Here is a 26,996-nt window from a genome sequence, read left to right as displayed (position 1 = left end):
TGAATCCTTTATTGTCGACATCTCCCCAATCTGAAAGACATCATCCAGAACCCTCTTCGCCCAACCTCAACATCGTTAATCTGCATGAAAAGAGACCAAAACTTCCAGCGCAGTTGCCTCTTGCGCTCCGCACTTCATACCAGCTTTAGCTACTGCCCAGCGGCCTGTGCCCTCGCAGCTGTAGCTGTGGTCAATACCGCCTCGGCGGCCCCCCTCTATTGGGACACCAACGATCTTACACCAGGATCAGGAAATGCTTCGGCCGACTGGGACACGGGTACAAACTGGTCAACCGCCGCCGCGGGTGACATCGCCACTACAGGTTGGACCGACTCGGAGACTGCTGTTTTCTCGGCAGGGACAGACGGCACCAACTTCACCGCCACAGTAACAACCGCCGTCGATCCCGCCGGAATCACCATCGAGGAAGCGGGCAACACCGTCACCCTCGCGGGCGGCACCATCGACATAGGTGCAGATACCATTGACAGCTCCGCACTGGGTGCAGCGAGTAACCGGAACGTGGTAATCTCTTCCGCGCTGATCGGAACGGGAGGCCTGACCATCGCGTCGCACGGTTCACTCGCCGATTCAGGTGGCGGTTCCAACTCCGAGATCGACCTGGCTGGCACGAACACTTTCTCCGGCGACCTCACCATCACTGCCGGCCTTGTGGCGTGGACAAATGACGACTCATTCGGCAATGCGGCCAACAAGATCGTACTCGATGGCGGCGGCCTGCTTGACCCGAATCGGGCACTCACGCTGACCCGTGATCTTGAAGTCGCAACGACCGGCTACTACCGCGTCTATGGCAGCGTTGACTCCACCCTCACTGGCTCACTCTCTGGCGCCGGCGATCTGACCAAGACCGATGGCGGCGTGCTGAACATTGAGTCCACTGCAAACAGTGGTTTCACCGGTAGTGTGATCGTCGGGGGCGGATTCCTCCGCCTCGCTGACGAAACCTCGATTGGCGACACCCCCGCGGTGGCCACCGCAGACTCCATCATCCTGAAAAACGGATCCAAACTTCAGGGAGGCACTTCGGCAGGAGGAGGCGATCTCACCATCTCAGCGAACCGTGGAATCACGATCAGCAGTGGCAACAGTGGTTTCCACACCATCACCGGTTCGACGACCACCGTCGAATCACCCATCGTCGGTCCGGGTAGCCTCTCCAAAACGAACGGAGGTACGGTGATCCTCAACGGGGACATCAATGTGACCGGTGAGTTGCGCGCGGAAGGTGGCATTCTCGACGTCCGGTCCGCCGCTTCGAGCATCACCACCACCAGGGTACGAAACGGGACTTCAGTTTTGAACATCGGAACGGGTGCCAACATCAGCACCTCACGCTTCGTCAGTGCCGACTCGAGCGGTGCCCAGTCGACGATCAATCAAACAGGCGGCACCCTGAACATCACAGGAACGCTCAACAACTCGAATCAAAATTCTTCCTACGTGATGGGTCACTGGGGCAACGGCGGAGCGACAAGTGCCTTCAACCTTTCGGGTGGCACGATCAACTCCCCTGACGCCGAGCTGAAATTCGGTTGGGATTCGAACGATGTGACCTTTGTTCAAAGCGGAGGTGATCACCTAATTCTCGGCCTCGACTTCAACAGCGGCCGCAACAACACCGCCGTCTACAGTCTCAACGGCGGTAATCTGGGAATTGGAGCCAGCGGTATCTCGGCAGCCTCAAACAAGGTCCTGGATCTTGGAGGTGGGACGATCACGGCATTGGACGACAGTGACTGGGCCGGCAGGATGACGACCCAGACCGCCACAACCTCCACATTCGATGTGGACGGCTACTTCGTCGACATCATCGGAAATATCACGGGAGATGGAACGATCGACCTGATCAGCACAGCTGGCGGCGGCGGATTCACATTCTTTACGAATGGAACCCAGAACATCGAGGCCACTCTCACGGGCGATGCCGATCTCTTCAAAGATGGAACGGGAACCACAGTCCTCAGCGGAGCAAGCGGCAGTTCGACAAGTGTGCTTTCGGTGTTCGGCGGCACCCTCCAGTTGGATGGAGGGTTCGGCGGCTCGATTGAAGCAACCGACCTTGGAGCCTTTGCCGGTGACGGGACGATTGGAGGAGATCTCACACTGGGAGGAGGAAGTACAGGAACCACCCTCCAAATCCCGGCGACCGGTGGACCCAGCGCAGCTGGCAACGTCGAACTGATCGGAACCACCACAGTCGAACTCACTGACGCATTGATCGGAGTCAACCCGACTGTTCCGGTCTTCAACTACGGAACATTGACCGGAGACCCCACGACCCAGCTCAGCTTCCCAGGAGGAGCAGGCTACCGGGGCGCCGTCTTCTCAGACGATGTAGGAAACTCCCGGGTACTGCTGACGATCACCAACGAAGATCTCACCTGGACAGGTGGCACCGATGGCACTTGGGATCAAAATTCCTCGGTCAACTGGCTGAACGGCGGTGCGAATACATTCTACGACCAAGACCTTGTCACCTTTGACGACTCAGGGGCCAATCCAGCCATTACCTTGGTCGGCGAGCTTCAACCGGGCTCCATGGTTGTGGATACCGACTCCGCAACTTATTCGATCACCGGAAGTGCAGGCAACTTCATCTCCGGTTTGGGCAGCCTGCTGAAAACGGGAAGCTCGGTACTGGCGATGGATGCACCCAACACCTACACCGGCGGATCGGTGATCAGCGAAGGCAGCATTCTTGTTCGCCAAGCTGGCGCATTGGGAGCGGGAACCATCACCTTGGGCGACAGCAACACGGGAGCTTCCGACGTTGCCCTCTATCTCGACACCAACCGGATCAACTTCGGCACCCCCGTGGTTATCTCTGGTGAGGGAACCGGCACCGCGACCTTGGGTAGCCAAGCCAGCGTGACCGGAAGTGGAAACAACAACAGATTCTCGAACATCACGCTCGAAGGCGACGTGATTCTTGACTCGAACGCCTCCGACCGGACGGACTACGACAACATCACGGGAACAGGCGATGTGACCGTCACCGGTGCTGGCCGCACAATCTTCCAAACCTCACCCGCCCTCTGGGTGGGTGATCTAACGATCTCCACGACGGGTCCTGGAGGACTCCAACTCGGCACCGTTGCAGGTGCCGGTGACAGGATTCCTGACACCTCCAATGTAACCATCTCCTCTGGCGCCTTCCTGCGTCTCTCTACAGCTAGTGAAACGGTAGGAGCGCTGAGTGGTAGCGGAACCATCAATACCAACTCACCCGGCGGAGGCACGGCCGTGCTTTCCATCGGTGCAGGTGACGCAGATGGAAACTTCTCTGGGTTGCTTGAGAACGCAGGTGGCGTCCTTGCGTTGACCAAAGTCGGAGCAGGGACACAAACCATCACCGGAACGAACACCTACACCGGCAAGACAGCCATCAACGGTGGCATCCTTGAGGTCGACGGAGTCGATGTCTTCGGACCCATTCCCGGCGTTGCAACTGCTGACCAAATCTCCTTCAACGGTGGCATCATCAAGACAATCGGGTCATTCGACTTCGATATCGCCAACCGAGGGATCACCACAACTGCTCCCGGTGGCGGCGGCTTCAATATCCCGCTTGGTGAGACCGTCAATGTGACCAGTCCTGTGGTGGGTGATGGTAGCATCACCAAAAGCGGCGAAGGCCTGATGGTCTCGTCCGGAGGAACCTGGACAGGCGGCATTACCGTGGAAGAGGGGACACTCCGCATGAATGGTAAGACAGGCAACTCTGATTACACCATCAAACCTGGTGCCATTCTGGAAATGGATTACTCCAGGACGTCTGCATACGACCACGGGATGACCATTGAGGGCAGTGGCGTTGCCTCGACGTCAGGCCTCTATCTCGGTAGTGGAAGGAACCTCAACTTCCAGCGCAACGGTGGCCTGAAGCTGACCACCGCCCCAACGACGATCCGGACGTTCGGAGGCGGTAGCGCCACCCTCTCAGGCTTCGATATCAACAGCGTCCATCTGAACGTCAATCCCGATGCCTCTGGCTCGGTGATCCCGAGTGATGTCAACATCAACAGCGGCGGCTTCGGCTATCGCTCGATCGTTGCGGCTGGCGCAAATACCGCCACGGGTGATCTCATCATCGATAGTGTGATTTCTGGTAACGGTAGCGTGGAGCGCGGAGGCATCCAGGTGAACTTCTGGAAGTCCGGGGCAGGATCCATCCTCCTCAACGGTGCCAGCACCTCCGCTGAAGGAATTTGGATCATTGATGGTTCACTCATCCTCGGTGCGGACGAAAGGATTGCTGACACGGCCGGACTCATTCTCGGCGATGGCGGCACGTCCTCGACCCTCGTGCTCAATGGTTTCAGCGAAACCGTCGCAGACATCGGTGGCCACAATGGCAACATCGGAAGCAGCATCATCGGTGGCGCTGCCAGCGAATCGACCCTCATCGTAAACTACAACGGTGGAGGTCGGACCTTTGAAGGGTTCATCGGTGGGCCCGGAGTCAATGAAGGCAACCTCGCCCTCGTAAAGAGTGGCACAGGCACCCTGACACTGAACGGCCTCCTCGACTACCAAGGCTCCACCACGGTGAGCGATGGCGTCCTGAGCCTCAGCTTCCCGGATCTGGATGACGGTGCGGACGTCAACATCAACACCACGGGAGTCATCGACCTGGCTCATGGCGCCAGCGATACGATCAACGCGTTGTTCTTCGACGGTGTCCTCCAAGCTGCTGGCACGTGGGGAGCCACTGGATCAGGAGCCGCCAACATCGACGACTCCCGATTCACCGGAACCGGCGTCCTCGATGTGACCACCGGAGCCGTGGGAACTCCTTACGACCTGTGGGAAACGGCGAATGGCATCGCAGGTGCAGGTCGTGACGTCGACTCGGATGGCGATGGTGTTGAGAACGGCATCGAGTTCGTCATTGGCGGTGATCCAAACGGAGCTGACTCCAACAGCCTCCTTCCGACGGTCGTGGTAGACGCCACCGATCTGGTATTCACCTTCCGTCAGACTCAGGACTCTGCGGGCGAAGATGTGTTCGTCGAATACGGCACCAACCTCACGGGCTGGACCGAGGCAGAGGCGGGCGAACCAGTAGGCCCAAATCCCGTCACGATCGCGACGACCACAGACGGCTTCGCACCAGGTGTGGATAGGGTGGAGGTTACCATCCCACGCGCCTTGTTCGGAGGTGGGGAAACCGGCTTCGCACGCTTGGTGAACGAAGCTCCGGCCCCATGAGGAATCGTTAATACTTAATTCCCAGGGCCGTCCGGTTTGACCGGGCGGCCCTTTTTTGTGCCGGGAGATTCAAAGAGCCCCCCACGGAATCCTCACACCACACGGGCAATTTTCAGCAACTCCTTGAGCCGTTCGACCTGATCGGCCGAAGACTTCGCCACGAAACCACGCGCGTGGGCGAAATGAACATCCTCTTCCCCTTCAATCCGGGTGAAGTCAAACCGGGCATCGTCATTGAAACGTGAAAGGCCGTAGCCCGCACCGCGTCGATCAGGATAGACCATGCCTGCCACTTCCTTTTCCAGCCCCAGGGACTCGATGTAGCGACCCAGCCCGGCCGATGCCTCCTCCGGCATCGGATCGGTCCGCGGCATGAACAGCACTTTCAGCCCATCCACCTCCCAGACCTCGGCGTGCTCCGCCACGAAGGCCAGACGTTGACGCAGGGATTTGATGAACTCCAACAGGTCTTCACCCACCCACCGCATCACTTCGTAAAGCGGGTCGCCTGCCTTCACTTGGGAAACCATCGCGAACCGACGCAGCAGGGTGATGTCGATCGGTGAAACCAACCGAGCCAGGGCATCGCGCTCCACCCCGAGCCATTTGGCGGTCGAGTTCGGACCTGTCACATCGAATCGCTCGGCCGTCTCCAACCAATCGCAAAAACTACGAGCATCCTCGTAGATGCCGAGATCCATCAGCACCAGACTCAGCGCACAGACGGGCTCATGATCCCGGGGGAACTGATGGTGATCGAAGTTCGCCCTCGACGGATCATGCTCCCCGCCAACGTCAACGACCGCGGTCGACAGGTCGTCAAGATCCGCCTGAGTCGGCTCCCGACGGACGATGGTGCAGCCGTGCACGGCTGCAAGGACACAGCACGCGAGGAACTCGTCCTTATGAGCGCCGCCCGGATGAGTGAGGATCTGATGAATCGACATGGAGGCGGAGACTAGTGCGCCTCCACGAGGACGCAACCCCGGTCACTTGAACGAGACCACAAAGCGTCCCTTGCCATCGGGATCCTTGGCTGGATCCGGTTTCCACCCGAAGGTGATACCCTTGTAGAGCGGACGAAGGGAGCCATTCCACATCTCAAAAAGCCCTTTGTCCCCTGCATCCAGTTCCACCTTGGCACCATCATAACCTTCGAGATCAATCCGCGCCGACTGGACTCCGGGACCACTGACATCATCCTTCTCGGCCCATACCGGCTCCCAGGCATCGAACTTCAGCTTCTTTTTATCAGCCCGCACGATCTGGATTTTGTCGCCCTCGGCCTTCTTCTCCAGTTTGTCCTCATCCCGGTCGTGGTGGTAGACATTGGGAATCTTGACCCGCAATGCAAAGCGGATCGGGTTCTCGGTGAGATCCCCCTTCTCCAGCAACTTCCCTCCACCCAGGATCTCACCCTTACCCATCTCGAAATGGACCTCGAACTTGGCGCCACCCGTCACCGTGCCGCGATACGAGATCTTCTCGGCATCGTCCGTGGACTCGGTGAGTGCTTCCCAGCCGTCCTCGGCCACCTGCTTGGTCACCACTCGTCCACTTGGCAGGATCTCCTCGATGACCGGAGTGAACGAGATCCACTCCCTGGGACTGCCAATGACTCCCTTGTTGGTGACCGGCATCAACTCACCGACGCCATCCATCTTGACTCCAAAATGGAATCCGCGGTTCTCGGAGCCCGCATACCAGCCGACCCAAGGCTTCTCGTTGAGTTGAGGAAGGGTATCGGCCATCATTGGCGCGGACGCGATCAGAAGCAGGGGAAGAATCGTTCTCATGACAGCCCCTAAGAAAGCTCCACCCACCGAATTTGCCAGAGATTTATCCATCATGACTGCCCAACAGCTTGCCGAGTCCGCGACATCCGACGCCCAACCGCCCACAGAACTCGATGCCACTGGCCGATGCTTGTGGCTGGCTCGCGCCGGACGCTGGCACGACGCCCACGATCAGTGCCAAAACCTGCCGGACCCGGCCGGCGCCTGGATCCATGCCTGGCTGCATCGTAAGGAAGGTGACTACGGCAATGCCTGCTACTGGTATGCCCGAGCGTCCAAGCCTGCCCCAGCCCAAGATGCGGATCTCCATCAAGAGTGGCTCGAAATCGCCGTTGCTCTACTGGATTGACTGGTGGCTCTCAGGCGATTACTTAACATAACTTAACGGTTAGACTGATTATTGACATCAGTTAGCTTTCATGGCGACCATGGTATTTCACCCTTACCACCATGAAACCGCCATACCACCCCAACTGGCGGAGTACCCGGCAAGCCTTCGGGCTGATCGCCGGCTCTCCCTGCCTCATTGCCCTACACGCTGCAGAACTTGATTTCACTCTCGCTGCCGCCAACGACAACTTCGCTCTAGGCTCGGCCTTCGCCGCCGTCGGAGATTGGAATGACGACGGCACGGATGATTTCGCCGTCTCCGATCCCCAATTGACCGCCGACGGATTCTTCAGCTCGGGAGCCGCTTACATCATCAGTGGTGCCGACGGGCAGATCCTTGATGAATTCGGCGGAGAGGCCAGCCAATCCCAATTCTTCGGAGCCTCTCTGGCTTCACTCGATGCAGACGGAGACGGCATCACGGACCTCGCCGTGGGAGCTCCCTATGGTCAGTTCTACTCGGGATCCGTTTGGATCTACTCGGGTGCAGATGGCTCTTTGATTCTCCAAGTCACCGGGAGTGGCTTTTCCCAGTTCGGCAGCGCTCTTGCGCCAGCAGGCGATCAGGATGGAGATGGGATCGACGACCTCTTCGTTGGGGCCCCAGGACAAGGCCGGGTCGAAGTGATTTCCGGGGCAACCGGCTTCCAACTGTGGTCCGTCTCATCGACCGAACCCACCGCATCCTTCGGCGTGGCGATCGCGCCCCTTGGAGACATCGATGGTGACTCGAAGCCTGATCTTGCCGTCGGCGCTCCCGGCTCCAGACCGGACGGAGCTCCCGTGGGTCAGGTAGCTCTCTTCGGCAGCAGCGACCAAACCCGGATCGCAAACCTGTCGGGCAACAGCTTGAACAACGGTTTGGGGGCCACACTCGCAGCCGTCGACGATTCTAATAACGACGGCCTGCCCGACCTGATGGTCGGCTCCTCATCGGGAGGCACCTGCTTCGTCGTCTCGGGAACTGACCTATCCATCGTCCATGACCTGAGTATTCCCAATCACCCCTTCGCCCAGCCGATCGTCGTCGGGGGCGGAATCGACGATGATGGGGACGGCTTCACGGATTGGCTCATCGGTTCCCCTGGCTTCAAGGTCGGCCCAGCCGGATTCTTCGGCGGCTTCCGTATGATTTCCGGAGAGGACGGCAGTCTTCTACTGGATGTTCAGTCAGACTCACCTTTCACCTATCTGGGCAAATCACTGTCCATCCTCCCCGGACTGGGCTTCGTGGTTGGGGAACCAAGACTCGCTGACACACAAACCGGCGGCTACGGAAGCGCTCAGTTCTGGAAGGTTGATCTCGTCGTTGATTCCGATGGTGACGGAGTTCCGGATTCCGAAGATGCGAATCCGAACTCCAACACCACGCCCACCATCGAGCTGTTTGGAAGCGATACCGGAGTTGAAAACCGCCTCGACGAGAATGGTATCACACTCACGGATCGCTTCGACTCCCTTCCAACTCCGGAAGAGCTGGGCAACCAGGGTCGCTTCGTCACACGCTTCGTCGACCTCATCAAGGACCTTGAAGGCGCTGACCTGATTTCGGCTGCGGAAGCGAGGGCCATCAGGAAAGCTGGGATCAAGGCGCTGGCGCGTGGCTCCAAAAAGTAGGCGTTCCCCCTTCAGCCCTCTAACATCCGAAGCGACCCGTTCCTGTTGGACCGGGTCGCTTTCGTTTCAGCGGGTCCACCCCATGAAACTCATCGCGAACCTGGAGCGACTAAAATCTGCCTAAGCTCAAGAGATCCGAAATAATTGGGCACAAGCCACCGATCTCAACGAACCCATCCTTTTCAAGGCGACTGGTGACCTCTCTACCGGCCAAGAATGGACATCGTTCCAGCTAAACTCATGAGAAAGTGACAAAATCGTCTGAATTCGATGTTCAAAAGAGCTCAAAGAGGCTCTAAATGTATGTTTTTTTGAGTCTTTACTTTATTTTCCGCAAACCAACTAGGATGAGCGGATGGGATGGAAACCCATCTACTCAAGAACATCTTTGGCTACGCTTCTTTGCGTAAGACACTCATTATAAGCTCTTAATGCAATAAGATCACGCTTCTCTGGCAGCAGAACCGGCCCACCATTGGCCCAAGTGTCTCTACACCTCTCATTCAAATGGTCTCTTAGCTCATTTTTCTAACGATAAAGGAATCTTCTTGTCACCCGCAGAGGGAATGCGTCTGGATGATAACGATTCCATTATGACTGCTCCAAAAAACAACCTAAGAGATACCCTCCTACGCTCTGCCCTCCAAACGGGGTTCACCTACTGCCCGGCGGCCTGCATTGCCGCCGTCGCAACGATTGGCAGCCTGAACGCTCAAACCATCAGCGTGAACTTGGCTTCCGACCAGCGGGCGGTTGATACCGCCGCCGCCGCCAACCCGGCAGGCGCGATCCCGATTTCCGGAGAGTTCTGGAACAACGCCAGTGGCGCAACCGGCACTCTGGCCGCAGGAACCATTGTCGACGAGACCGGTGCCGTGGTGCCCGGACTCTCGATCGATTGGAGTTCCAACAACACCTACTTCTCGGGAGCAGGCGCTGCTACCGGCACCTCGGAGAATGCCAACCTCCTGAAGGGTTATCTCGACGACGGCGGAGCCGGCTGGTCGGTCACCCTCAACAACAGTCAGTTCCTCCTCTCGGATGTGTATGCCATCCGTTCATCGGACCAAGGCGATCCTGCCGCCTACAACCCCGTCAGCATCGACGGGTCTTTCTACACGTGGGACGGCTCGCAGACCGCATTGGCCGTCGGTTACAACACCAGCTTCTCCGGTCAGAACTGGACGGATGCGGATGCCCTGGTGGAAGGAAGCAACTTCCTGAAGATCGCCAGTGCTCCCGTCCTCACCATCGCGGGTGACCGTGGAACGGTTGGCCGCAACCCGATTGCAGGTCTTCAGATCGTCAACGCCTATGCAGGCACTCTGGCCTACTGGGATGCCAATGGCCTCACCACGGGTTCGGGCGACACCGCTGACGGAACCCTTGATGGCACTTGGGGAACCGATTCCTTCTGGACGTCCGATGCCAACGGTGAGCTTGCCACCGTGGCGTGGAATCCCGGTGACGCCGCCGTCTTCTCCGCAGGAACGGATGGCGTGAACATTCACACCATCACCCTCAATGGAACCCAAGTGGCCGACGCCGTATGGGTCCAACAAGGTGAAATCACCTTGGATAGCGGCATCCTCGACCTCAGCGGTGGCCTCGGGCTGCTTCGGAGCGACGACTTCGGCCTGACTGTCAATTCGCAGATCACTGCCGGCGACCTCACAACCTCAGGCACGGTGACTCTGGGCAACGCGACCAATACCATCACCGGCACGGTCAACGTCGGAGGCATCACGCTTCTACTGGCCGATCAGGACTGGAATCAGATCGCTGGTGGAGGAGAAACCAACATTGACTCCGCAGCCACGCTCACCATTGGGACTTCCAATCTGGACAGCACTTACGCAGGGAATTTCTCCGGCGATGGCAATGTCGTAAAAACCGGCACGGGAACACTCACGCTCCTCGGAGGCAGCCCGGGCATGAACGGCACGGTGGACATCGCAGGTGGTGACGTGGTCCTGTCCAACGCAGGTGGAGGCTTCACTTCAACGATTTCCTTCACGGGCGCCGGCGACCTGAGCTTCCTCGGTGCTGGATCTTCGGATCCATCCATCACGGCTGGCGGTGACCTCTCGGGATTCACCGGTGCCGTGACCATCGACGGTGCTCGTGTCGCTGCCAACTCCTCAGGTGGCGACCGCCTGGGCTCAGGCGACATCACCGTACTCTCTGGCGGACAACTCTGGGTCACGGGCGGAGCCCTTGCCAACAACGTCCTGATCAATGGGAATGGAACGACCGAAGGCGCAGGACAACTCGGAGCCATCCGATTTGAGACCGGGGCAAGCGTCGCCGGCGATGTCACCCTCCAAAGTGACAGCCGTCTCACCACTTGGGCTGGCGCGGTCGGAACGCTCTCGGGCGCGCTTTCCGGAGCCTTCAATCTTGAGAAGACCGGCACTGGATTCCTCGTCATCGAGTCGACATCCAACAGCGGCTACACCGGTCAGACCACGGTCTCCTCAGGGCGACTTCGCCTTGCCGACGAGACCTCCATTGGTGACACACCCGCATCGCCCACGGCCGATTCCATCATCCTTCAAGGAGGTGGACGCATCCAAGGCGGAACGGCAGGCGCCGGCGGCGACCTCACCATCTCGGCAAACCGCGGGATTACCCTCAACGGCGGTGATTCCGGCTTCCACACTTGGACCGGGTTCACGACGACCGTGGAGTCCGACATCGTGGGAACCGGACGCCTCACCCATTCGGATGGTGGCTCTCTCGTCGTGAACGGTGATACCACCCTTGACGGCAGTGTCCTCGCCGCCTCCGGCACGGTAACCTTCAATGGCGACCTGACCGCCACTGGCGGCCCGATCCGGGTCCAAGGAGCCTCGACCGTAAACTTCAATTCAAGCTCCGTGATCGCCGACGGATCCACCAACGGTGGAAGCAATGGTGGACTCGACCTCGGCACCGGCACCACCAATATCAATCTCGGCAACGGAGCCGGCGGCCTCATGCTGCTGGAAGACTGGGAGCTGGGTCAGAATGGCAGTCAGCCACACACCTCCAACCTCACCGCTGGCGATGTGCGTGTTGAGAACGATGTCCGCATCGGCCACTGGGGTGGATCGACCTCGAGCATCAACATCTCGGGCGGCAGCCTCAGCTTGCCGGACACCGTGACCAGCCCGACCAACGAAGGCCAAGCCAACGTGTTCCTCGGAATCGATGGTGAAGGAAGCCTCGCCATCAGCGGCGGAACACTGAACGCCACCTCGCTCGTGCTCGACGGTCGTGGCAGCACCGGAGCTGCGGGTTCACACGTGCTCTCCCTCACGGGGGGAACCCTGAACGTCGGCCAATGGGGCATCCGCAACGGTGGAGCCAACTACGCGATCGAGTTCGGTGGCGGGGTCGTCGGCACGACCTCTTCCTCCGCCGAGCCGGGCTATGACTGGTCCAGCGACTGGTCCACGAGCCTTCCCATCCAGTTTACCGGCACCAACGGAGACACCAGCTTCCAAGCAGGTGCTCATACGATCACACTGAGTGGTGCGCTTTCCGGAGCCGGTGGACTCTCCGTCGACAGCGGAAACCTGGTGCTCTCGGGAACCGGCACCTACGCCGGAAACACCGCCGTCAACGGCGGCACGCTCTATGTGAACGGTGCCACCGGTACAGGTGCCTCGCCAGTGACCATCGCTTCGGGTGGTGCCATCGGGGTTGGCACTCCACAAACGACAGGAACAGGAACCGTCGAAACCCTCGACCTCCAGGCCGGTTCCGAATCGGTCTTCCGCTTGAGCTTCGCGGCACCCGAAACACTGACGGTCAACGCGGCTGACGGTTTGACCGTCGGCGGCAACACAGTGACCGCGATCCCAACCGGGCAGCTGTTCATTGGAGACACCTTCCCGATCATCCAATACACCGGAACCATTCAGGGCGCCGGCTTCGGAGCGCTCTCGCTCGATCCCCTGCCCAACCCACACTACGCTGTAAGCCTCGTGGATGGGACCGTGGCGGACCCACTCGACACCACCATCTACGTCTCGGTGGACTCGGTGGATTCCATCACGTGGACTGGCAGCGTGGACGGTGTCTGGGACGTCAATTCCACAGGCAACTGGGAAACGGACAGCGATCTGAACGCCTCAAACTACTACGATTTCGACCAAGTCGGCTTCGTTGATGGCTCGGGGAACACCAACCTGACTTTGGTCGGTCCAATCACTCCCGCCGACGTCCTGTTCAACAACAACACGGACACCTTCACCCTCTCGGGCGATGGCATCGGTGGATCAGCGAATCTGACCATCGCCGGAGGTGGAACCACCATCCTGACCAACGACAACACCTACACGGGTGAGACCGTTGTCAGCTCCGGCACCCTCCAAATTGGTGATGGCACCAGCGGTTCGATCTCCACGAGCAGCACCATCACCAACGACGACACGCTGATCCTCAACCTCCCTGACGGCGCGGTGAACAACAACATCATCGTCAACGATGGGTTGCTGCAGATGGTGGGAAGCAACGACTACACCGTCTCCACCATCGGCGGAGGTACCATCAGCGGCTCAGGCGGGATGGAATACAACGGAACCGGCACCCTCACCCTGGCAGGCCGCAACTCGAACACGGGTGGCCTCACGGTGAACTCCGGAACCGTCTTGCTGACAGGTGGCGGTTGGTATCAGAACCCGTCGCAGGGCACTGGTATGATGACCGTTGAAGCCGGTGCGACCGTGGTCAACTGGAACTCCCACTCGTATGGAGGCAGGTATGATCCGAACGTCGACATGACTCTCAACGGCGGAACCTTCCAGGTCCGCAGCGGAACCTACGTCCGGGACATCACGATGAACGGAGGCACGATCGAGAACTTCCCGGGAAGCGATAGCCAGATTCAGGCACGCGGCTTTGGTGGAACCGACATCATCGTTGAAGACGCAGCGACATCTTCGGAGATTTCCTGTCGCTACTTCACCGGAGAGGGCAATTCAGTGATCACCGTGAATGATCCTGATACCGACTTCCTCATGACCGGAGCCATCACGGGTGACAATCAGCTGATCAAGAATGGTCCCGGACGTCTCCTCTCATCGGCGACGAACACCCATTCGGGCAACCTGCTCATCACGGAAGGGACCTTCGCTCTGGCTCCGACCGGGTCGCACTCGGATTCGCCCGTCATCGACGTGGCCTCCGGAGCAACCTTCGATGTCACTGCCGTCAGCGGCTACGCCATCTCCGCAACCCAGACGCTCTCGGGCAACGGAACACTGGATGGCAGCTCGTTCATCGCGGGCACCGTCTCGCCTGGCGCTTCGGCCGGCACACTGACCGCCACCGGCGCACTCACGTTTGTTCCAGCCTCCAACTACGCGTGGGAGATCTCGGATTGGACCGGAGCTGCTGGAGTCGGCTATGACACCATCGTTGCGGATTCCGTCGACTTCCAGTCGACCAGCCTCAACCGCTTCTCCGTAGTCATTACCGAGGACACCTTGGCGAACTTCAGCGAGGGCAATGCAAGCTTCACGCTGATCTCGACAACGAATGGCATCACCAACTTCGATCCACTGATTGTGGTGGTCGATGACACTGCCTTCACCTCGGGATCCGGAACATGGGAGCTTGTCGTGAGCGGCAATGACCTGGTGCTCGAATACACGGGCGGCGACGAATACCTGGCATGGGAAACCACCAACGGTATCGCAGGTGCCGGTCGTGACGTCGACTCCGACGGAGATGGCGTGGACAACGGCATCGAGTTCGTGATCGGTGGTGATCCGAACGGCACGGACTCCAACAACCTCCTGCCGACTGCTACCGTCGACGCCACCAACATGGTGTTCACCTTCCGCCAGACTCAGGACTCGGCAGGTGAAGACGTCTACGTTGAATACGGCGACAACCTCGTCGGATGGACCGAGGCTGAAGCGGGTGTGGGTGGTGTCACCATCAACACAACGACCGACGGCTTCGAGCCAGGGGTCGATCGCGTGGAAGTCACGATTCCTCGGGTGCTGTTCACCGGATCGACCGGATTCGCTCGCCTCGTGAATCAGGCACCCTGAGCACTCGTAGAAAGCTGATTCTCACAGGGCCACCCGGAATACCGGGTGGCCCTTTTTCGTGGCTGGATGACTCAGTGGCCGTGCACCGGGAATTTCTCCCCCAGCAGCCACTTCCGAATCACCGCTGGGTTGGCGGTCAAGGAGCCCTGAACGCGGTAATTCGACCTCTCGAGAACGGTGGCATCCTCCTCGGATTCATCCACCACACACCAGGGTTCCGAACCCGATGAATGCACGAAACGGAAGGCCCCGGCCCGGCCGACAATGAACCCGACGTGGGTATCCAGGCCGACGATTCGGATTCCCGGCTCCATCTGCCTCAACTCATTCGCATACTCAGGATAAGGTATGCCGACCCTGAGTGAGAGCTCAGAGGACGGCAGGAAGGTCCTCAGGATGTTCTGGGATGGCTGACGGGCGAGTCGGTAACGGTGCACCCGGAAACCGGCGTCACGGAGCAAGGTGGCCACGAAGTAACCGCAGGCAATGTTTCCCTCTCCCGGCGTTTCGCTCGTGCCATTGAAGTCCCACGGCGTTCCCAGCCAGCAGGACATCATGTCGGGTAGTACCGTTTCCAGAAACACGCGGGCATCCCCGATCACCACCTTCCGGGCGGCATCGGTCCGCGCTTCCCGGTAGCGCTTGGAAAACTCCAGCCGCCAACGCTCCGCTTCCTCCTTCAGAACCGTGTAGCGCTCCGGATCCGGCTCGGGCTTCAGCTCGCCAATCACCAGGATGGGCTTGCCCACCTTCTTCCAGGCACGCTCCAGATCGCCTCGAAATGCCCAGCCGGCTCCGGCGGCAAGCGCCGCCGACAGGACCAGGGACCCGAAACAGGAGCGTTTCATGAATCAAAGCACCGGTCGGACCGGAATCCCGCGCTCGGAGAAGTATGCCTTCGCTTCCCCCACCGTATGGGTCCCGAAGTGGAAGATACTCGCCGCAAGCACCGCGTCCGCCTTCCCCTTCTCCATGACTTCCACCATGTGATCCAGATTCCCCGCGCCCCCACTGGCGATGACCGGGATCCCGACGGCTTCGGAAATGGCCGCCGTCAGCTCACAGTCATACCCCGCCTGAGTCCCATCGGAGTCCATGCTCGTGAGCAGGATCTCCCCGGCTCCGCGGTTCCAGACCTCCTTCGCCCACTCCAGCGCGTCGAGACCGACCGGAGTGCGCCCACCATGAGTGTAAACCCCCCACTTTCCCGGGCCCTCACGCTTCGCATCGATCGCCACCACGATGCATTGGCTGCCAAATGCCTTGGCTCCGGCATCGACCAGTGACGGCTCTTTGACGGCAGACGTGTTCACTCCCACCTTGTCCGCGCCGGCGAGAAGCATCTCCCGCATGTTTTCCACACTGCGGATCCCCCCGCCCACGGTCAGGGGGATGAAACAGTGTTCGGCGGTCCGGCGGACAACATCGACCATCGTCGCCCGATCATCGGACGACGCGGTGATATCGAGAAAGACGAGTTCGTCCGCCTGCTGCTCGTTGTAGGCGATCGCGCACTCCACCGGATCCCCGGCATCGACGAGATCAACGAAATTGACACCCTTAACGACACGACCGTCCGTGACGTCAAGGCAGGGAATGATGCGTTTGGCCAGCACGCGGGGAGCAAAGCGGCGCCAGCCACAATTGTCCACCCCGGGAATCTCCGGATGAACAAGCTGGCGTTCACTTATTCGCCGCCCTTCCAGTCCGGATCATTCTCGGCCAACCACTTTTCACGGGCTGCCAGATTCAGTCGGAGGGCATGCAGTTTCTCATTTTCAGCCAGAGCTTGGCGGTAGAGGCGCAAGGTGTCGTTGAAGTCAGAGCTCAGGTGCGTCACCGCATCTTCGAACAGGCCCTTCATGCTGTCCGCTTCGTCCTTCGACGCCGCTTCAGCCGGGGCCTTGGCCGGGCGACTCACCTCAACGAGTTGCTTGTGACGGATCCCGAGCAGACTCTGAACGTGTTCCAGCTCGAACTTCTGGATCTCCCGCTCCACCTCCGTCAGGTCGTTGCGTTTCAACTGCGCCGCAGCCGCGTCACGGCGACGTTCCAAGTCAGAAATCGAACTTTCAAGTGCCTGGCGTGCTTCATCCCGCGCCTTCTTCGACTGCACCCCGTCACGACGGTTCTGGCGCCAAGTATCGCTGATGCGCTCGTTGCGCCAACCCCAACCATTGCCGTAGTAGCCCCCTCCCGCGGATTCGTACTTCTTGACGTCCTTGGCACCGGGGATCGATTCCACCAACTTCACCACCTGAGCCGCGCGGGTCTCGATGCGCTCGTCGATCTTCTTCACCAAGGCGGCAAGCGATTCCAGAGGTGCATCGGGATCCTTCTTCGCCTGCTCGACCAGACGCCGACGCTCGGCCTGATACGTCTCGATCATCTTCATCAGATCGTGGGCGGCCTCACTCTTGAGCATGGAAATCCGGGTCTTCGAACTTTCGGAATCCTTCAGCTTCACAAGGGAGTCCACGACCCGCCCGATCCGTTTATCGATGCCGTCACCCCGCTGCTTGAGATCCTCCACCACTTCCTCGAGCCGCGCTTCCCGCATCTCGATGTGTTCCTTCATGATTTCCACCGATTGACGACGCGCCGGGAGATCGATCTCCTCGGTTGAAGTCTCGGTTTGGGCCAGGGCGAGGATTCCAGATCCAAGCCATCCTAGGGTGCAAAGCATCTTCATGGTTGAGCTTGCCTAACATCGGGAACTCCGGATGGCAAACCCACATCTCGACCTTCAGGAACCTGAGCTGGCGCCACCCATTCCCCTCTCCCACTCTTGACCGGATTCGGAGCAAATGAGACAAGCAGCAGGATGGAAATCATCCCGATCTCCAGCTCAAAAGGTCACCAACACCCACCTACCACCATGAAGCTTCCCACCCTCGCCGGACTTCTCGCCGCAACCGGTCTCACCCTGCTGGCTTCCTCTTGCTCTTCGGGCTCCTCCCCGTCGGGTTTCCTGAGCAATTTCGGACAACTTGGCGGTGGGTTCGACACCACGAACTCTTACGCGGTCTACACTGCTCCGGGTCTCGATCTCACCGACTACGACAGCATCTACATCGAAGCACCCACCACCATCATCGATGTCGACAAGCACGACCCACGGATCGCGGAGCAACTCTCATCCTACGTCATCAAAGCGCTGCGCAGCGAATACGGCAAGCAGCTGAGGATCGTGGGGACGCCCGGCCCACGCACCATCCGCATCCGCACTGCCTTGACCGATATCGTTCAGGGGTCCACGCCGACCAACCCCGTCACCACCACCTACAGCGACCCGAAAGCCCCCCTCCGTGGTGCCGTGGGATCCGCAGCTCCATTCATCTCCTCCATCTCCTTCGAAGGAGAAGCGCTCGATGGTGAGACCGGCAAACGCCTCGCCGCCATGAGTGATCAACGCCGTGGCCAGAAGCGGAACAACATCACCCCGATGACTGACTGGGTCGCCGTCAAGGCCATGGTGGAAGACTGGGCAGCCGAAATGGCGGCTCGCCTGCGCAATGCGCAAGCCCGCTGAGTCCGACCGCGGACTCTCACCTTTCAAGCAACCGCCCCTTGAGCAATCCGAGGGGCTAAGTCGGCATACTTGGGCTGCGATGACAGCTCACGGTGATCCCCGCAGGAACCACCAAAACCAGGAACCCGAGATGTCAAAACAGGCCGAACGCCGGAGTCGTCAAGACCGGCGGCGGCCAATCCGGATCTCACACGGAGAATGCGGGACCCAACCTGAAATCGGCAGCCCCGCCCTGGCGTTCAACGCAGCTCCGCCCACTCGCCCACTTCTTTCTCGTGGCTCCAGAAGCCATAGGCAATGGCTCCAAGTCCGAGCGTGAGCAGACCCACAGGCACATTGCGAGCGAGCGAGAGCATCCAGACGTCCCACTCGGCTCGCTGGGCTGCTGTGGTAAGGTGAACATACAGGAGAATGCCAATCCGCCCTGAAAGCATGGACAAGGCACCCCAGGTCATGCAGGCAGCGCTTCGGCTGTCCATCCGACGAGAAAGGCGGAGAGCCCCGAGCCCGACAAGTCCAAGTCCGATTACCCCGAACAGGTCGAGGATGAACCCCTGCTGGATGACAATTTCAAAGAGGATGTTCATGGGTGAGCTGAAACGGTTTGGGTTTTTCTGGCAGGGGCGCTTTCAAACAACCCGGAGTAAAGCGCGAGTCCCATGCCGAACAGCAGCCAGCCGCCGTTCATGGCGAACAACTTCGAAACATGCCAACCAAGGGTCAAAGCGGGATCTGCATGGGGGTAGAAGGCCAGATTCCTGAAGGGAACGATCACTTCCGCTGCATAGAGAGGAAGCACGAGACCATAGCCGAATGCCAGAAGCAGCGCCCCGCCCATTAGCATGCGGGCGGACCAGCCGCTGCAGCGTCGGGTCAGACGCCACGCCACCAATAAAAGCGACAGCCCTACGACCATCAGGAAGACCGGGCGCATGGCATCAATGGAGGCCAGCATCATGGGGGGGAACGGGACCATAAATAAGACCATTCACCCCTCTAACTCATTGAGCAAGAGTCTTTTATAACACATTTAGAGACTACCAAGACCTCCAAATCTTAAGCAATTATTGACCTTCAACGGTGCTGACGCTGCAGAGCCCCATGGAGACCGCAATCCGAACGGGGGCGCTGGGCTTTCCCGAGTTCGCCCATGCCCCGTTCCCTGTTCCCGATCGTAAGCTCCCGCTTCCGCCTTTGCTCACCCCTCCGGATTTCATGCTTTTCATCGACCCACGAAAGCCCTAGATTTCCCGGTAGTTCCGCAGTTTTGCTAACCGGCATCACTGCAGGGCCCCTCACCCCATCCTCGAATCCATGAACCGCATCCTTGCGATTTCCCTCCTTGCGACCGGCATCTTCGCAGCGCCCGCGCTCGCCGAAGACAGTTCCGAGCAGGTCATTGCGCGCACCAAAGCCACTGCCGAACGCGCCGCCGCCGATCCGATCGAACTTCTCCGACTTGTCGACAAGGAAGTCACCAATCATCCGGACTACGCCTGCGAGGTCGTCAAGGCCGCCATCCTCGGAACCGATTGCGACGACGCCATCGTCGGCTACGTGGTGGAAACCGCCGTGCGCGCCGCACCAGAGCACATGCGTCTGATTGCCCAGTGCGCCATCGCAACGGCCCCCGATTCCCTTCTCCGCGTCCAGGAAGTCATGGCACGCCTTGAACCCGGTGCCGGCACCGCCGCCCGCAGTTCGAAAAGCGCCAAGGGCAAGGGACTCGAAGTGAAGCCGGCCGCGATCGCACCACCCGATCCTCTCGATGTGCCTATCATCGTCGTGCCATGGGTGCCACCGGTGATCAACCCTCCGCCATCCACGCGCACCGACTTCCGCCGACCATTCGTGCCGGAAGATCAGGACCGGGGTCCAACACTTGGTTCCGGTCCCATCCCCGCACCGAACTGACACGGGGTCGCAGGCACCTCATTCCCTTTCAAAAGAAACCGGAGCCGAAACGCTCCGGTTTTTTCGTGCCCTGATGGGAGCCTCTTCCAAAAGGGCATCGGAGACCGCCGTGGATGCCCGCGGACGCACAGCCCTGAGATCCCCCTTCGGCTTCGGCACCCGGTCGTCATCCCGCCAAAGGACGCCGGCGGGCCCGGACGCCAGGAACCAGGATCACCGAAACCAGCATTGAGATGAGAATCCCGACAACCGCCACCTTCCCCAGACTGGCCAAGGCATCGATCGATGCAAAGGCGAGCGATCCGAAGCCAATCGCCGTGGAACATCCGCAGAAAAGCACCGCCTTACCGGTACCATTCCACACCGCCTTGATGTCTCCACCGGTGCGACGGAGCGCCAGCAGGATGTGAATCATGTAGTCCAACCCGGTCCCAAGAAGCAACGGCGTCGCCGCGATGTTCAGGAAATTCCACTGCAGGCCTAGTACCTTCATCGCGGCCAGCAGCAGCACACCACTCAGTCCCATCGCCAGCATGGCGGTCGCCACATCGCGGATGTTGCGGAACACGAGTGTCAGCATCACCAGCATCAACCCCACCATCGGCAGAAACACGTGGGTCATGTCCCGCTTTACCAGAGGCAGGACCGCCGGCTTCAGCAAGGCCCAGCCCGCCAACTGAACCCCCTCACCGCTCAGGGCCCGCAATGGCTCGAAACCCTCAGCCCCGAGATCATCCAGCCCCTCCACCTCGATACTCCCCAGGAGTGCCGGTTCAGTCTCGGACGAGGAAATCACCCCGCGCAGAAACTCAGCCGCCGCCGGACTGGCTGGCAGGGTCCCAATCGGCAAGTCGACAACCTCAGGCAAGGCCTCCAGGATGCTTCGATCCAATGCCAGACCTTCGTTGGAAAAACCGAACTCATCGGCCGCCCCCAAAAGCCGCGGAGCATCGGCAGCCAGAGCTTCAATCGCCGCCCGATTCCCCTGCAGGTGCTCGGTCGACGGCCACCACCCCCGGGGCAATTGGTAGCGGATCTCAAAGTCCGGTCGCTCTGCCTGCAGACTTTGCAGCCGTGCCTCCAGTGCATCGAGCCTTTCGCCCATTCCCTGTCCACCCTCGATCAGCAGCTTCAAGGCAGGGTCACCCCACGCTGGAAACACCTCCTGAATTCTCTCGAATCCCGCCATGGCAGCGCTGTTCTTCGGCCGTAGAAGGCTCCGGTCGAACGCCACTCCGGGAAGCCCCCCGAACACCAACACGAGACTCCCCCCCACCGCCAGACCCACCGTGATCAGGACCGCACCGCGCCGCGCCGGGATCGGCGCCCTCTTGTGCCCGACCTGTTCCCGCCCCGCCCCGCATCGGGAAACCCAAGGCACATAAATCACCAGCATGAAGGCCGCTCCGGCAAGCACCCCAAGCGCCACCACCGTCCCGAGTTGGGCAATCCCCGGCAGACCGCTCAGGTTCAAGGCGAGGAACACCGCCGCCGTCGTCACGGCCGCCGCCACGATGGAACGGGCGGTTGCTCCTCGGATCGACCCCACGTCGTGCCCGGCCACCTTGCCTTCCTGACAAATCAAGACCCCGTAGTCGACCGCCAGCCCGATCAGGATGGCGGCAAATCCGGCCGCCATGATACTAAGCTCACCGTAGATCCACCCCGCCAACCCCATCGCGGTGACGAACACCAGGCCGAGCACCAGCGTCAGCCCGATCAACAGCGGCACCCGGCGCTGCATCAACAGGAACAGCAACCCGATCAAAGCGGAAGTAATCCCGATGGTGCTGCTCATGTCGCGCTGCATCGCTCCACCGATCTCCGCCTCGAATGCCGGATCTCCCGTGAACGACACCTTGATGTCATGCTCCCGCGCCCACGGCTCGGTCACCTGCCGGATCCGCTGCAACCAGGCCTCCGCCTCCTGATAACCCGGCAAGGGGCCCGGAGCATCCACCAACAACAAGTGCGCAGTGCCATCGGGGTTCCCGAATCCGTCGCCTGCTTCCTCTGCCGCCGAGAAGAATTGGACAAGTGCCGGATGGTCAAGCAAGCCCAACGGGTCATGGGCCGAAAGCATCATCGATCCTCCGTCCATCGAGGTCGCCACCCGCTCCAAGGCGTCCTCCAAGGTGGCCTCCAGCTCTTCCCCATCCAGTCTTGCACGCAGCGCCTCGACCTCCTCCGGCTCGGCATTCAGCCATAGCCAGGCAAACAACTCCGCAAGCCCCTCCGGGTCCTCTCGCCAACGCGGTTGCCACCGGACCGACTCACTGACTTCCGCATCGAGAAGCAACTGCGTGAGTTCCTCCGCCCGGACAGGCAGATCCTCTTCCCCCTCCAGCAGGATGATCAATTCCTCGTCCCTCGAGAATCCCTCCTGAAAAGCCTTCAGCCCCTTCACCTCGGGCAATTGATCCGGAAGGACCGCCAGAGGGTCGGTATCGAAACGAATCCGACCCAGGCCCCACGCCGACACCAATACGAGGATCAGCAAAACACCCAGCTGCCACCATTTCCGCATGCGTGAAGTAGCGGCGAAGACCCCCCGACCGTCCAAGCACGAAATTCACCCAATCTCACACCTCCCGCATCCATTTTGGTTGGTGAACCCCGCAAGCGTGCTAAATCACCCCCGTGACTGATTGGAATCGTAGGGACATGCTCCGCCTCGGGTCTGTTGCGGCCGCGGGAGCGCTCTGCCCCCGCCTCGAGGCAGCCCCGACCTCCAGATCGGGCTCGAGAAAGAAGGGCCTGTGCATCACCACCAAGTCGAAGCATTGGGCTCAGCGCCTCGAAGCCGTCAAGGCCCACTGGTTCTACTCATGGGGATCGAACATCCCACAAGGCATCCCGAAGGGAGTCGACTTCATTCCCATGATCTGGGGCTACTGGGGGAACGATGAATCCATCGCCAAGGCGGGTGCGGCAGCCAAGGCCGCCGGGATCGACACCCTTCTGGGATTCAATGAGCCTGACCAGAAGAGCCAGGCCAACATGAAGCTCGAAAAAGCCCTCAAGGCGTGGCCACTACTCATGAAGACCGGTCTTCGTCTTGGCAGCCCCGGTTGCGTCCATCCCGACAATGATTGGATGAAAGGCTTCATGGCCGCCGCGAAACAACGCAAGCTTCGCGTCGATTTCGTCTGCGTTCACTCCTACGGCGGAGCCAATCCCGACGCGCTGATCAAGCGACTCCACAACATCCACAAGATGTATGGAAAACCGATCTGGATCACCGAGTTCGCCGTCGGGGATTGGGATGCGAAGTCCCCCGAGCAGAATCGCCACCGTCCGGGAGCCGTGCTCAAGTTCATGGAGAAGGTGCTGCCACGGCTCGAGCAACTCGACTTCATCGAACGCTACGCCTGGTTCCCCGCGGGCCAGAACAACAACGCACTGGGCACCAGTGCCCTTTTCGACCCTTCGGGAAAACTCACCCGATTGGGCGAGTTCTACCGCGATTTCTGAACGCCCGCCCCCCATCTGGGCTTCATTCTTGATATCCTGATCATCAGGAGGTATGGCACACTCGTGATCTGGCCCCGATGTCTTCTGACCCTCGCGCTTCTTGGTCTTGCCCCCGCGCAGGCCGACTTGTCGTGGGAATACACCGACCATCGCCGCGGACAGGCGGAGGAAGCCAGAAAACAGATGGAGAGGGTGAAGGAAATCGAGCAACGCGAGAAAACGCGCGAGCCGAGTCCCGCGGAGAAGGCCGCCTACGCAAAACTTGGTAAGGCACTGGCAGAACACCCCGACATGGCCGCGGTTAATCTTGCGGAAGCTGAAGCCACCGAAGGCTACCGAAAGGCCGCCCAAGGCGGAAACTCACTCGAACTCTCGCTCGCTGCCCAGAGGCTCGCCGAGGCAAAGGCCCAACGGTTCACCAAGGCGGCATCCATTCCCGAGCTGAAAAAGCTCATCGAGGCCTGGCAACAAGCCGCCCTCACTCCAGCCACTCCCGAAGAGGCGGCTGAAGCGGAAGAGAATACCGACTCGATCGGTTCGAAGCTGGGCGACTTGCTCAAGCAACTCGATCGCTGAGCATCCGCCTCCCGGCACCTGCTCACCCGTGTAACCTGATTTCCCCCGCTACCGGGAAATCTTCGCAGCACCATGTGCGTTTCCTAGACCCGATCCGCCTCCACCCATCCACCCGAAGACCCCCTACACCATCTTGAAGACACTTATCACCATCCTGGCGCGACTCACCTGCATGCTGAGCATCACGGTCCCGGCCTTCGCCGAGGAACCACCCCACGACTACGACATCGTGATTTATGGAGGAACCTCCGCTGCCGTCACCGCTGCCGTCCAAGCCAGCAAGATGGACCGCTCGGTGGTCATCGTCGGCCCCGACAAGCATCTCGGTGGACTCTCCGGAGGGGGACTGGGCTTCACCGACACCGGCAACAAAAAGGTGATCGGTGGACTCTCACGAGAGTTCTACCAGCGTGTTTTCAACGCCTACCGCAAGCCTGAGGCTTGGAAGCATGAGACCGAAGCCGACTTCCTGAAAAAGAAGCTCGGCATGCGCATGACTACGAAGGATGCCATGTGGTCCTTCGAGCCCAGTGTCGCACAATCGGTCTTCGATGACTTCATCCGCGAGAACAAGATTCCGGTATTCCGGGACGAATGGCTCGATCGGGAACAAGGCGTCTCGATGGTCGATGGACGCATCGAATCCATCACCATGCTGAGCGGTAAAACCTTCAAGGCAGAGATCTTCATCGACGCCACCTACGAAGGTGACCTGCTTGCCGCCGCAGGAGTCAGCTACCATGTCGGTCGCGAAGCCAACAGCACCTACGGAGAGAAATGGAACGGCGTCCAGACCGGGGTCTTCCACCACCAGCACCACTTCAAGGGCTTGGAAATCTCTCCCTACAAGACTCCCGGCGATCCGGAAAGCGGAGTCCTTGAAAGAATCTCAACCGATCCTCCCGGCGAATACGGCTCCGGTGACAAGCGGGTGCAGGCCTACTGCTTCCGCATGTGCCTGACCAATGAACCCTCCAACCGCATCCCCTTCCCCAAGCCGGATGGCTACGATCCGACCCAGTATGAACTGCTCCTGCGGATCTTTGAAAAGATGGATCCCATGCATGTCTTTCACAAGTTCGACCCGGTTCCCAACAACAAGACCGACACCAACAACCACGGCCCGTTCAGCTTCGACAACATCGGCATGAACTGGGACTACCCCGAAGCCAGCTACGAACGGCGCAAGGAGATCATCCAGGAGCACAAGACCTACCAACTCGGTATGCTCTACTTCATCTGCAACGACCCGCGGGTTCCCAAGGAACTCCAACAAGCCATGAGGGAATGGGGACTGCCGAAGGACGAATTCACCGACAACGGCAACTGGTCTCACCAACTCTACATCCGGGAGGCACGGCGCATGGTCGGCAAGCACGTGATCACCGAGCACGACCTGATCGGCAACCCGCAGAACCCGAAGTCCATCGGCATGGGTTCCTACGGCATCGACTCCCACAACGTGCAGCGCTACATCTCGCCCGAAGGCCACGTGCACAACGAGGGTGATGTCGGCGTCAAGGTGCCTCCCTACCAGATTACCTATGATGCGATCGTCCCCAAGGAAAACGAGTGCACCAACCTGCTCGTCCCCGTCGCCGCGTCCTGTTCCCACGTTGCCTACGGATCCGTCCGCATGGAACCTGTCTTCATGATCCTCGGCCAGAGTGCCGGCACCGCGGCAAGCATCGCCATCGAGGACAAGGTCAAGGTCCAGAACGTCGACTACGACAAGCTCCGTACCCGCCTCCTCGCCGACCGACAGGTGCTGGAATTCAGGCGCTGAAACTCCGCGCCTGTCAGCCCCCTGTCACCCCATTGATTCGATCGTCCGACACGGCAGCTAGCGAGGCGGATCGCAGCATCAACGGGACACGCGGATCACGCGGAATCCGATCCGGACGATCCGGACCCCTGCATCGCTGCGCTCAGCACGCTCCCGGCAGGCGGGGGGCAAAGATGCCATCGTCGCTGCCTCCAATCACACTGCATCGGGGTGCTGGAGGAGAGAGTGGGATTGCCTGCACTCCGCTCCACCCAATCCAATGATGCTCGCCCCGCTCGCTACGGTGAATCGCAGTCAATGACCGCTGCTGCCCTCAAAACCGATTCGCTTTCGCTCTGCAGCGTTCTCCACCCACTCCAAAACGTCAGCGCCCCTGCCCAGACAAGCTGGGCAGGGGCGCTGGCGGAGAGAGTGGGATTCGAACCCACGGTAGGCGCAAACCTACGCTCGATTTCGAGTCGAGTGCCTTCGACCGGACTCAGCCATCTCTCCGTTGCACTCCGCGATGTTTTCGTCCGGTTCCCGGATTGTCTTCCTTTCGTCAGACCATACCAAACAGCGCTTTGCGACTTTGTGGAGAGCCGCCGAATGCGACTTGCGTATTCAGCCATCTCTCCGTTCCCGCCGAA

17 protein-coding genes and 1 tRNA gene are annotated in these 26,996 nt (G+C 60.0%); 9 read left to right on the top strand and 9 right to left on the bottom strand.

Annotated elements, in window-relative coordinates; all coding sequences use genetic code 11:
* Positions 1 to 84: 84 nt before the first annotated feature.
* Complete coding sequence (locus JIN81_RS01925; RefSeq protein ID WP_200275749.1) at positions 85 to 5,235, top strand: beta strand repeat-containing protein; 5,151 nt, start codon at positions 85 to 87, stop codon at positions 5,233 to 5,235.
* Between the two features lie 92 nt (positions 5,236 to 5,327).
* Here the strand turns inward: JIN81_RS01925 and JIN81_RS01920 are convergent, their stop codons facing one another.
* Complete coding sequence (locus JIN81_RS01920) at positions 5,328 to 6,182, bottom strand: MYG1 family protein (RefSeq protein ID WP_200275747.1); 855 nt, start codon at positions 6,180 to 6,182, stop codon at positions 5,328 to 5,330.
* Positions 6,183 to 6,224: 42 nt separating this feature from the next.
* Positions 6,225 to 7,031 (bottom strand): hypothetical protein, encoded by an 807-nt coding sequence (locus JIN81_RS01915; RefSeq protein WP_200275745.1) that lies wholly within the window; start codon positions 7,029 to 7,031, stop codon positions 6,225 to 6,227.
* A 52-nt stretch (positions 7,032 to 7,083) separates the two neighbouring features.
* On the opposite strand from JIN81_RS01915, the gene JIN81_RS01910 reads away from it, so the two are divergent.
* The 3 genes from JIN81_RS01910 (at position 7,084) to JIN81_RS01900 (ending at position 15,085) form a co-directional block, all read left to right on the top strand.
* Positions 7,084 to 7,380 carry a hypothetical protein gene (locus JIN81_RS01910; RefSeq protein WP_200275743.1) on the top strand — a complete coding sequence of 99 codons (297 nt, stop codon included), beginning with the start codon at positions 7,084 to 7,086 and terminating at the stop codon, positions 7,378 to 7,380.
* Positions 7,381 to 7,481: 101 nt separating this feature from the next.
* The gene (locus JIN81_RS01905) at positions 7,482 to 9,038 is read left to right on the top strand and encodes an FG-GAP-like repeat-containing protein (RefSeq protein WP_200275741.1); all 1,557 of its coding nucleotides are present in this window, start codon (positions 7,482 to 7,484) and stop codon (positions 9,036 to 9,038) included.
* 593 nt (positions 9,039 to 9,631) lie between these two features.
* Positions 9,632 to 15,085, top strand: a complete 5,454-nt coding sequence (locus JIN81_RS01900; RefSeq protein ID WP_200275739.1) for a beta strand repeat-containing protein — start codon at positions 9,632 to 9,634, stop codon at positions 15,083 to 15,085.
* 71 nt (positions 15,086 to 15,156) lie between these two features.
* Here JIN81_RS01900 and JIN81_RS01895 read toward each other — a convergent pair whose 3' ends face one another.
* From JIN81_RS01895 to JIN81_RS01885, 3 genes are all read right to left on the bottom strand, one after another.
* Positions 15,157 to 15,933 carry a hypothetical protein gene (locus JIN81_RS01895; RefSeq protein WP_200275738.1) on the bottom strand — a complete coding sequence of 259 codons (777 nt, stop codon included), beginning with the start codon at positions 15,931 to 15,933 and terminating at the stop codon, positions 15,157 to 15,159.
* Between the two features lie 3 nt (positions 15,934 to 15,936).
* Positions 15,937 to 16,701: an imidazole glycerol phosphate synthase subunit HisF gene (hisF, locus tag JIN81_RS01890; RefSeq protein WP_200275736.1), complete on the bottom strand. Its 765-nt coding sequence runs from the start codon at positions 16,699 to 16,701 to the stop codon at positions 15,937 to 15,939.
* A gap of 71 nt (positions 16,702 to 16,772) precedes the next feature.
* Positions 16,773 to 17,771: a hypothetical protein gene (locus JIN81_RS01885; protein WP_234044376.1), complete on the bottom strand. Its 999-nt coding sequence runs from the start codon at positions 17,769 to 17,771 to the stop codon at positions 16,773 to 16,775.
* 192 nt (positions 17,772 to 17,963) lie between these two features.
* Here JIN81_RS01885 and JIN81_RS01880 point away from each other — a divergent pair, with 192 nt between their 5' ends.
* Positions 17,964 to 18,617 carry a DUF3313 domain-containing protein gene (locus JIN81_RS01880; RefSeq protein WP_200275731.1) on the top strand — a complete coding sequence of 218 codons (654 nt, stop codon included), beginning with the start codon at positions 17,964 to 17,966 and terminating at the stop codon, positions 18,615 to 18,617.
* Between the two features lie 239 nt (positions 18,618 to 18,856).
* Here JIN81_RS01880 and JIN81_RS01875 read toward each other — a convergent pair whose 3' ends face one another.
* Together JIN81_RS01875 and JIN81_RS01870 are read right to left on the bottom strand one after the other, a co-directional pair.
* A complete protein-coding gene (locus JIN81_RS01875; RefSeq protein WP_200275729.1) occupies positions 18,857 to 19,204 on the bottom strand; it encodes a hypothetical protein in 348 nt (115 codons plus the stop codon).
* Complete coding sequence (locus JIN81_RS01870) at positions 19,201 to 19,575, bottom strand: hypothetical protein (protein ID WP_200275727.1); 375 nt, start codon at positions 19,573 to 19,575, stop codon at positions 19,201 to 19,203. Before JIN81_RS01870 ends, JIN81_RS01875 begins: the two co-directional genes overlap by 4 nt.
* A 356-nt stretch (positions 19,576 to 19,931) precedes the next feature.
* On the opposite strand from JIN81_RS01870, the gene JIN81_RS01865 reads away from it, so the two are divergent.
* A complete protein-coding gene (locus tag JIN81_RS01865) occupies positions 19,932 to 20,531 on the top strand; it encodes a hypothetical protein (RefSeq protein ID WP_200275725.1) in 600 nt (199 codons plus the stop codon).
* Between the two features lie 166 nt (positions 20,532 to 20,697).
* On the opposite strand, the gene JIN81_RS01860 is transcribed toward JIN81_RS01865, so the two are convergent.
* The gene (locus JIN81_RS01860; protein WP_200275724.1) at positions 20,698 to 23,058 is read right to left on the bottom strand and encodes an MMPL family transporter; all 2,361 of its coding nucleotides are present in this window, start codon (positions 23,056 to 23,058) and stop codon (positions 20,698 to 20,700) included.
* Positions 23,059 to 23,171: 113 nt separating this feature from the next.
* Here JIN81_RS01860 and JIN81_RS01855 point away from each other — a divergent pair, with 113 nt between their 5' ends.
* The 3 genes from JIN81_RS01855 to JIN81_RS01845 all read left to right on the top strand — a co-directional run bounded on the left by JIN81_RS01855 (position 23,172) and on the right by JIN81_RS01845 (position 26,367).
* Positions 23,172 to 24,005 (top strand): glycosyl hydrolase, encoded by an 834-nt coding sequence (locus tag JIN81_RS01855; protein ID WP_200275722.1) that lies wholly within the window; start codon positions 23,172 to 23,174, stop codon positions 24,003 to 24,005.
* A gap of 63 nt (positions 24,006 to 24,068) precedes the next feature.
* Positions 24,069 to 24,581, top strand: coding sequence for a hypothetical protein (locus tag JIN81_RS01850; RefSeq protein ID WP_200275720.1), 513 nt, complete (start codon positions 24,069 to 24,071; stop codon positions 24,579 to 24,581).
* A gap of 172 nt (positions 24,582 to 24,753) precedes the next feature.
* On the top strand, positions 24,754 to 26,367 hold the full coding sequence (locus tag JIN81_RS01845) for an FAD-dependent oxidoreductase (RefSeq protein ID WP_200275827.1): 1,614 nt from the start codon (positions 24,754 to 24,756) through the stop codon (positions 26,365 to 26,367).
* A 400-nt stretch (positions 26,368 to 26,767) separates the two neighbouring features.
* On the opposite strand, the gene JIN81_RS01840 is transcribed toward JIN81_RS01845, so the two are convergent.
* Positions 26,768 to 26,859 (bottom strand) — tRNA-Ser (locus JIN81_RS01840).
* Positions 26,860 to 26,996 lie beyond the last annotated feature (137 nt).

This window comes from Haloferula rosea (assembly GCF_016595525.1).
Taxonomy (GTDB): domain Bacteria; phylum Verrucomicrobiota; class Verrucomicrobiia; order Verrucomicrobiales; family Akkermansiaceae; genus Haloferula; species Haloferula rosea.
The sequence above is the reverse complement of the archived record's forward strand: the minus strand, read 5'-3'. Positions and strand labels throughout refer to the sequence as shown.

Bases quoted from the DNA above. Each gene is read 5' to 3' on its own strand.
- JIN81_RS01885 (WP_234044376.1), bottom strand. From the start codon at position 17,771: ATGCTTTGCACCCTAGGATGGCTTGGATCTGGAATCCTCGCCCTGGCC.
- JIN81_RS01905 (WP_200275741.1), top strand. From the start codon at position 7,482: ATGAAACCGCCATACCACCCCAACTGGCGGAGTACCCGGCAAGCCTTC.
- JIN81_RS01915 (WP_200275745.1), bottom strand. From the start codon at position 7,031: ATGAGAACGATTCTTCCCCTGCTTCTGATCGCGTCCGCGCCAATGATG.
- JIN81_RS01880 (WP_200275731.1), top strand. From the start codon at position 17,964: ATGAAGCTTCCCACCCTCGCCGGACTTCTCGCCGCAACCGGTCTCACC.
- JIN81_RS01895 (WP_200275738.1), bottom strand. From the start codon at position 15,933: ATGAAACGCTCCTGTTTCGGGTCCCTGGTCCTGTCGGCGGCGCTTGCC.
- JIN81_RS01920 (WP_200275747.1), bottom strand. From the start codon at position 6,182: ATGTCGATTCATCAGATCCTCACTCATCCGGGCGGCGCTCATAAGGAC.
- JIN81_RS01865 (WP_200275725.1), top strand. From the start codon at position 19,932: ATGAACCGCATCCTTGCGATTTCCCTCCTTGCGACCGGCATCTTCGCA.
- JIN81_RS01875 (WP_200275729.1), bottom strand. From the start codon at position 19,204: ATGAACATCCTCTTTGAAATTGTCATCCAGCAGGGGTTCATCCTCGAC.
- JIN81_RS01870 (WP_200275727.1), bottom strand. From the start codon at position 19,575: ATGATGCTGGCCTCCATTGATGCCATGCGCCCGGTCTTCCTGATGGTC.
- JIN81_RS01925 (WP_200275749.1), top strand. From the start codon at position 85: ATGAAAAGAGACCAAAACTTCCAGCGCAGTTGCCTCTTGCGCTCCGCA.
- JIN81_RS01860 (WP_200275724.1), bottom strand. From the start codon at position 23,058: ATGCGGAAATGGTGGCAGCTGGGTGTTTTGCTGATCCTCGTATTGGTG.
- JIN81_RS01910 (WP_200275743.1), top strand. From the start codon at position 7,084: ATGACTGCCCAACAGCTTGCCGAGTCCGCGACATCCGACGCCCAACCG.
- JIN81_RS01845 (WP_200275827.1), top strand. From the start codon at position 24,754: ATGCTGAGCATCACGGTCCCGGCCTTCGCCGAGGAACCACCCCACGAC.
- JIN81_RS01900 (WP_200275739.1), top strand. From the start codon at position 9,632: ATGACTGCTCCAAAAAACAACCTAAGAGATACCCTCCTACGCTCTGCC.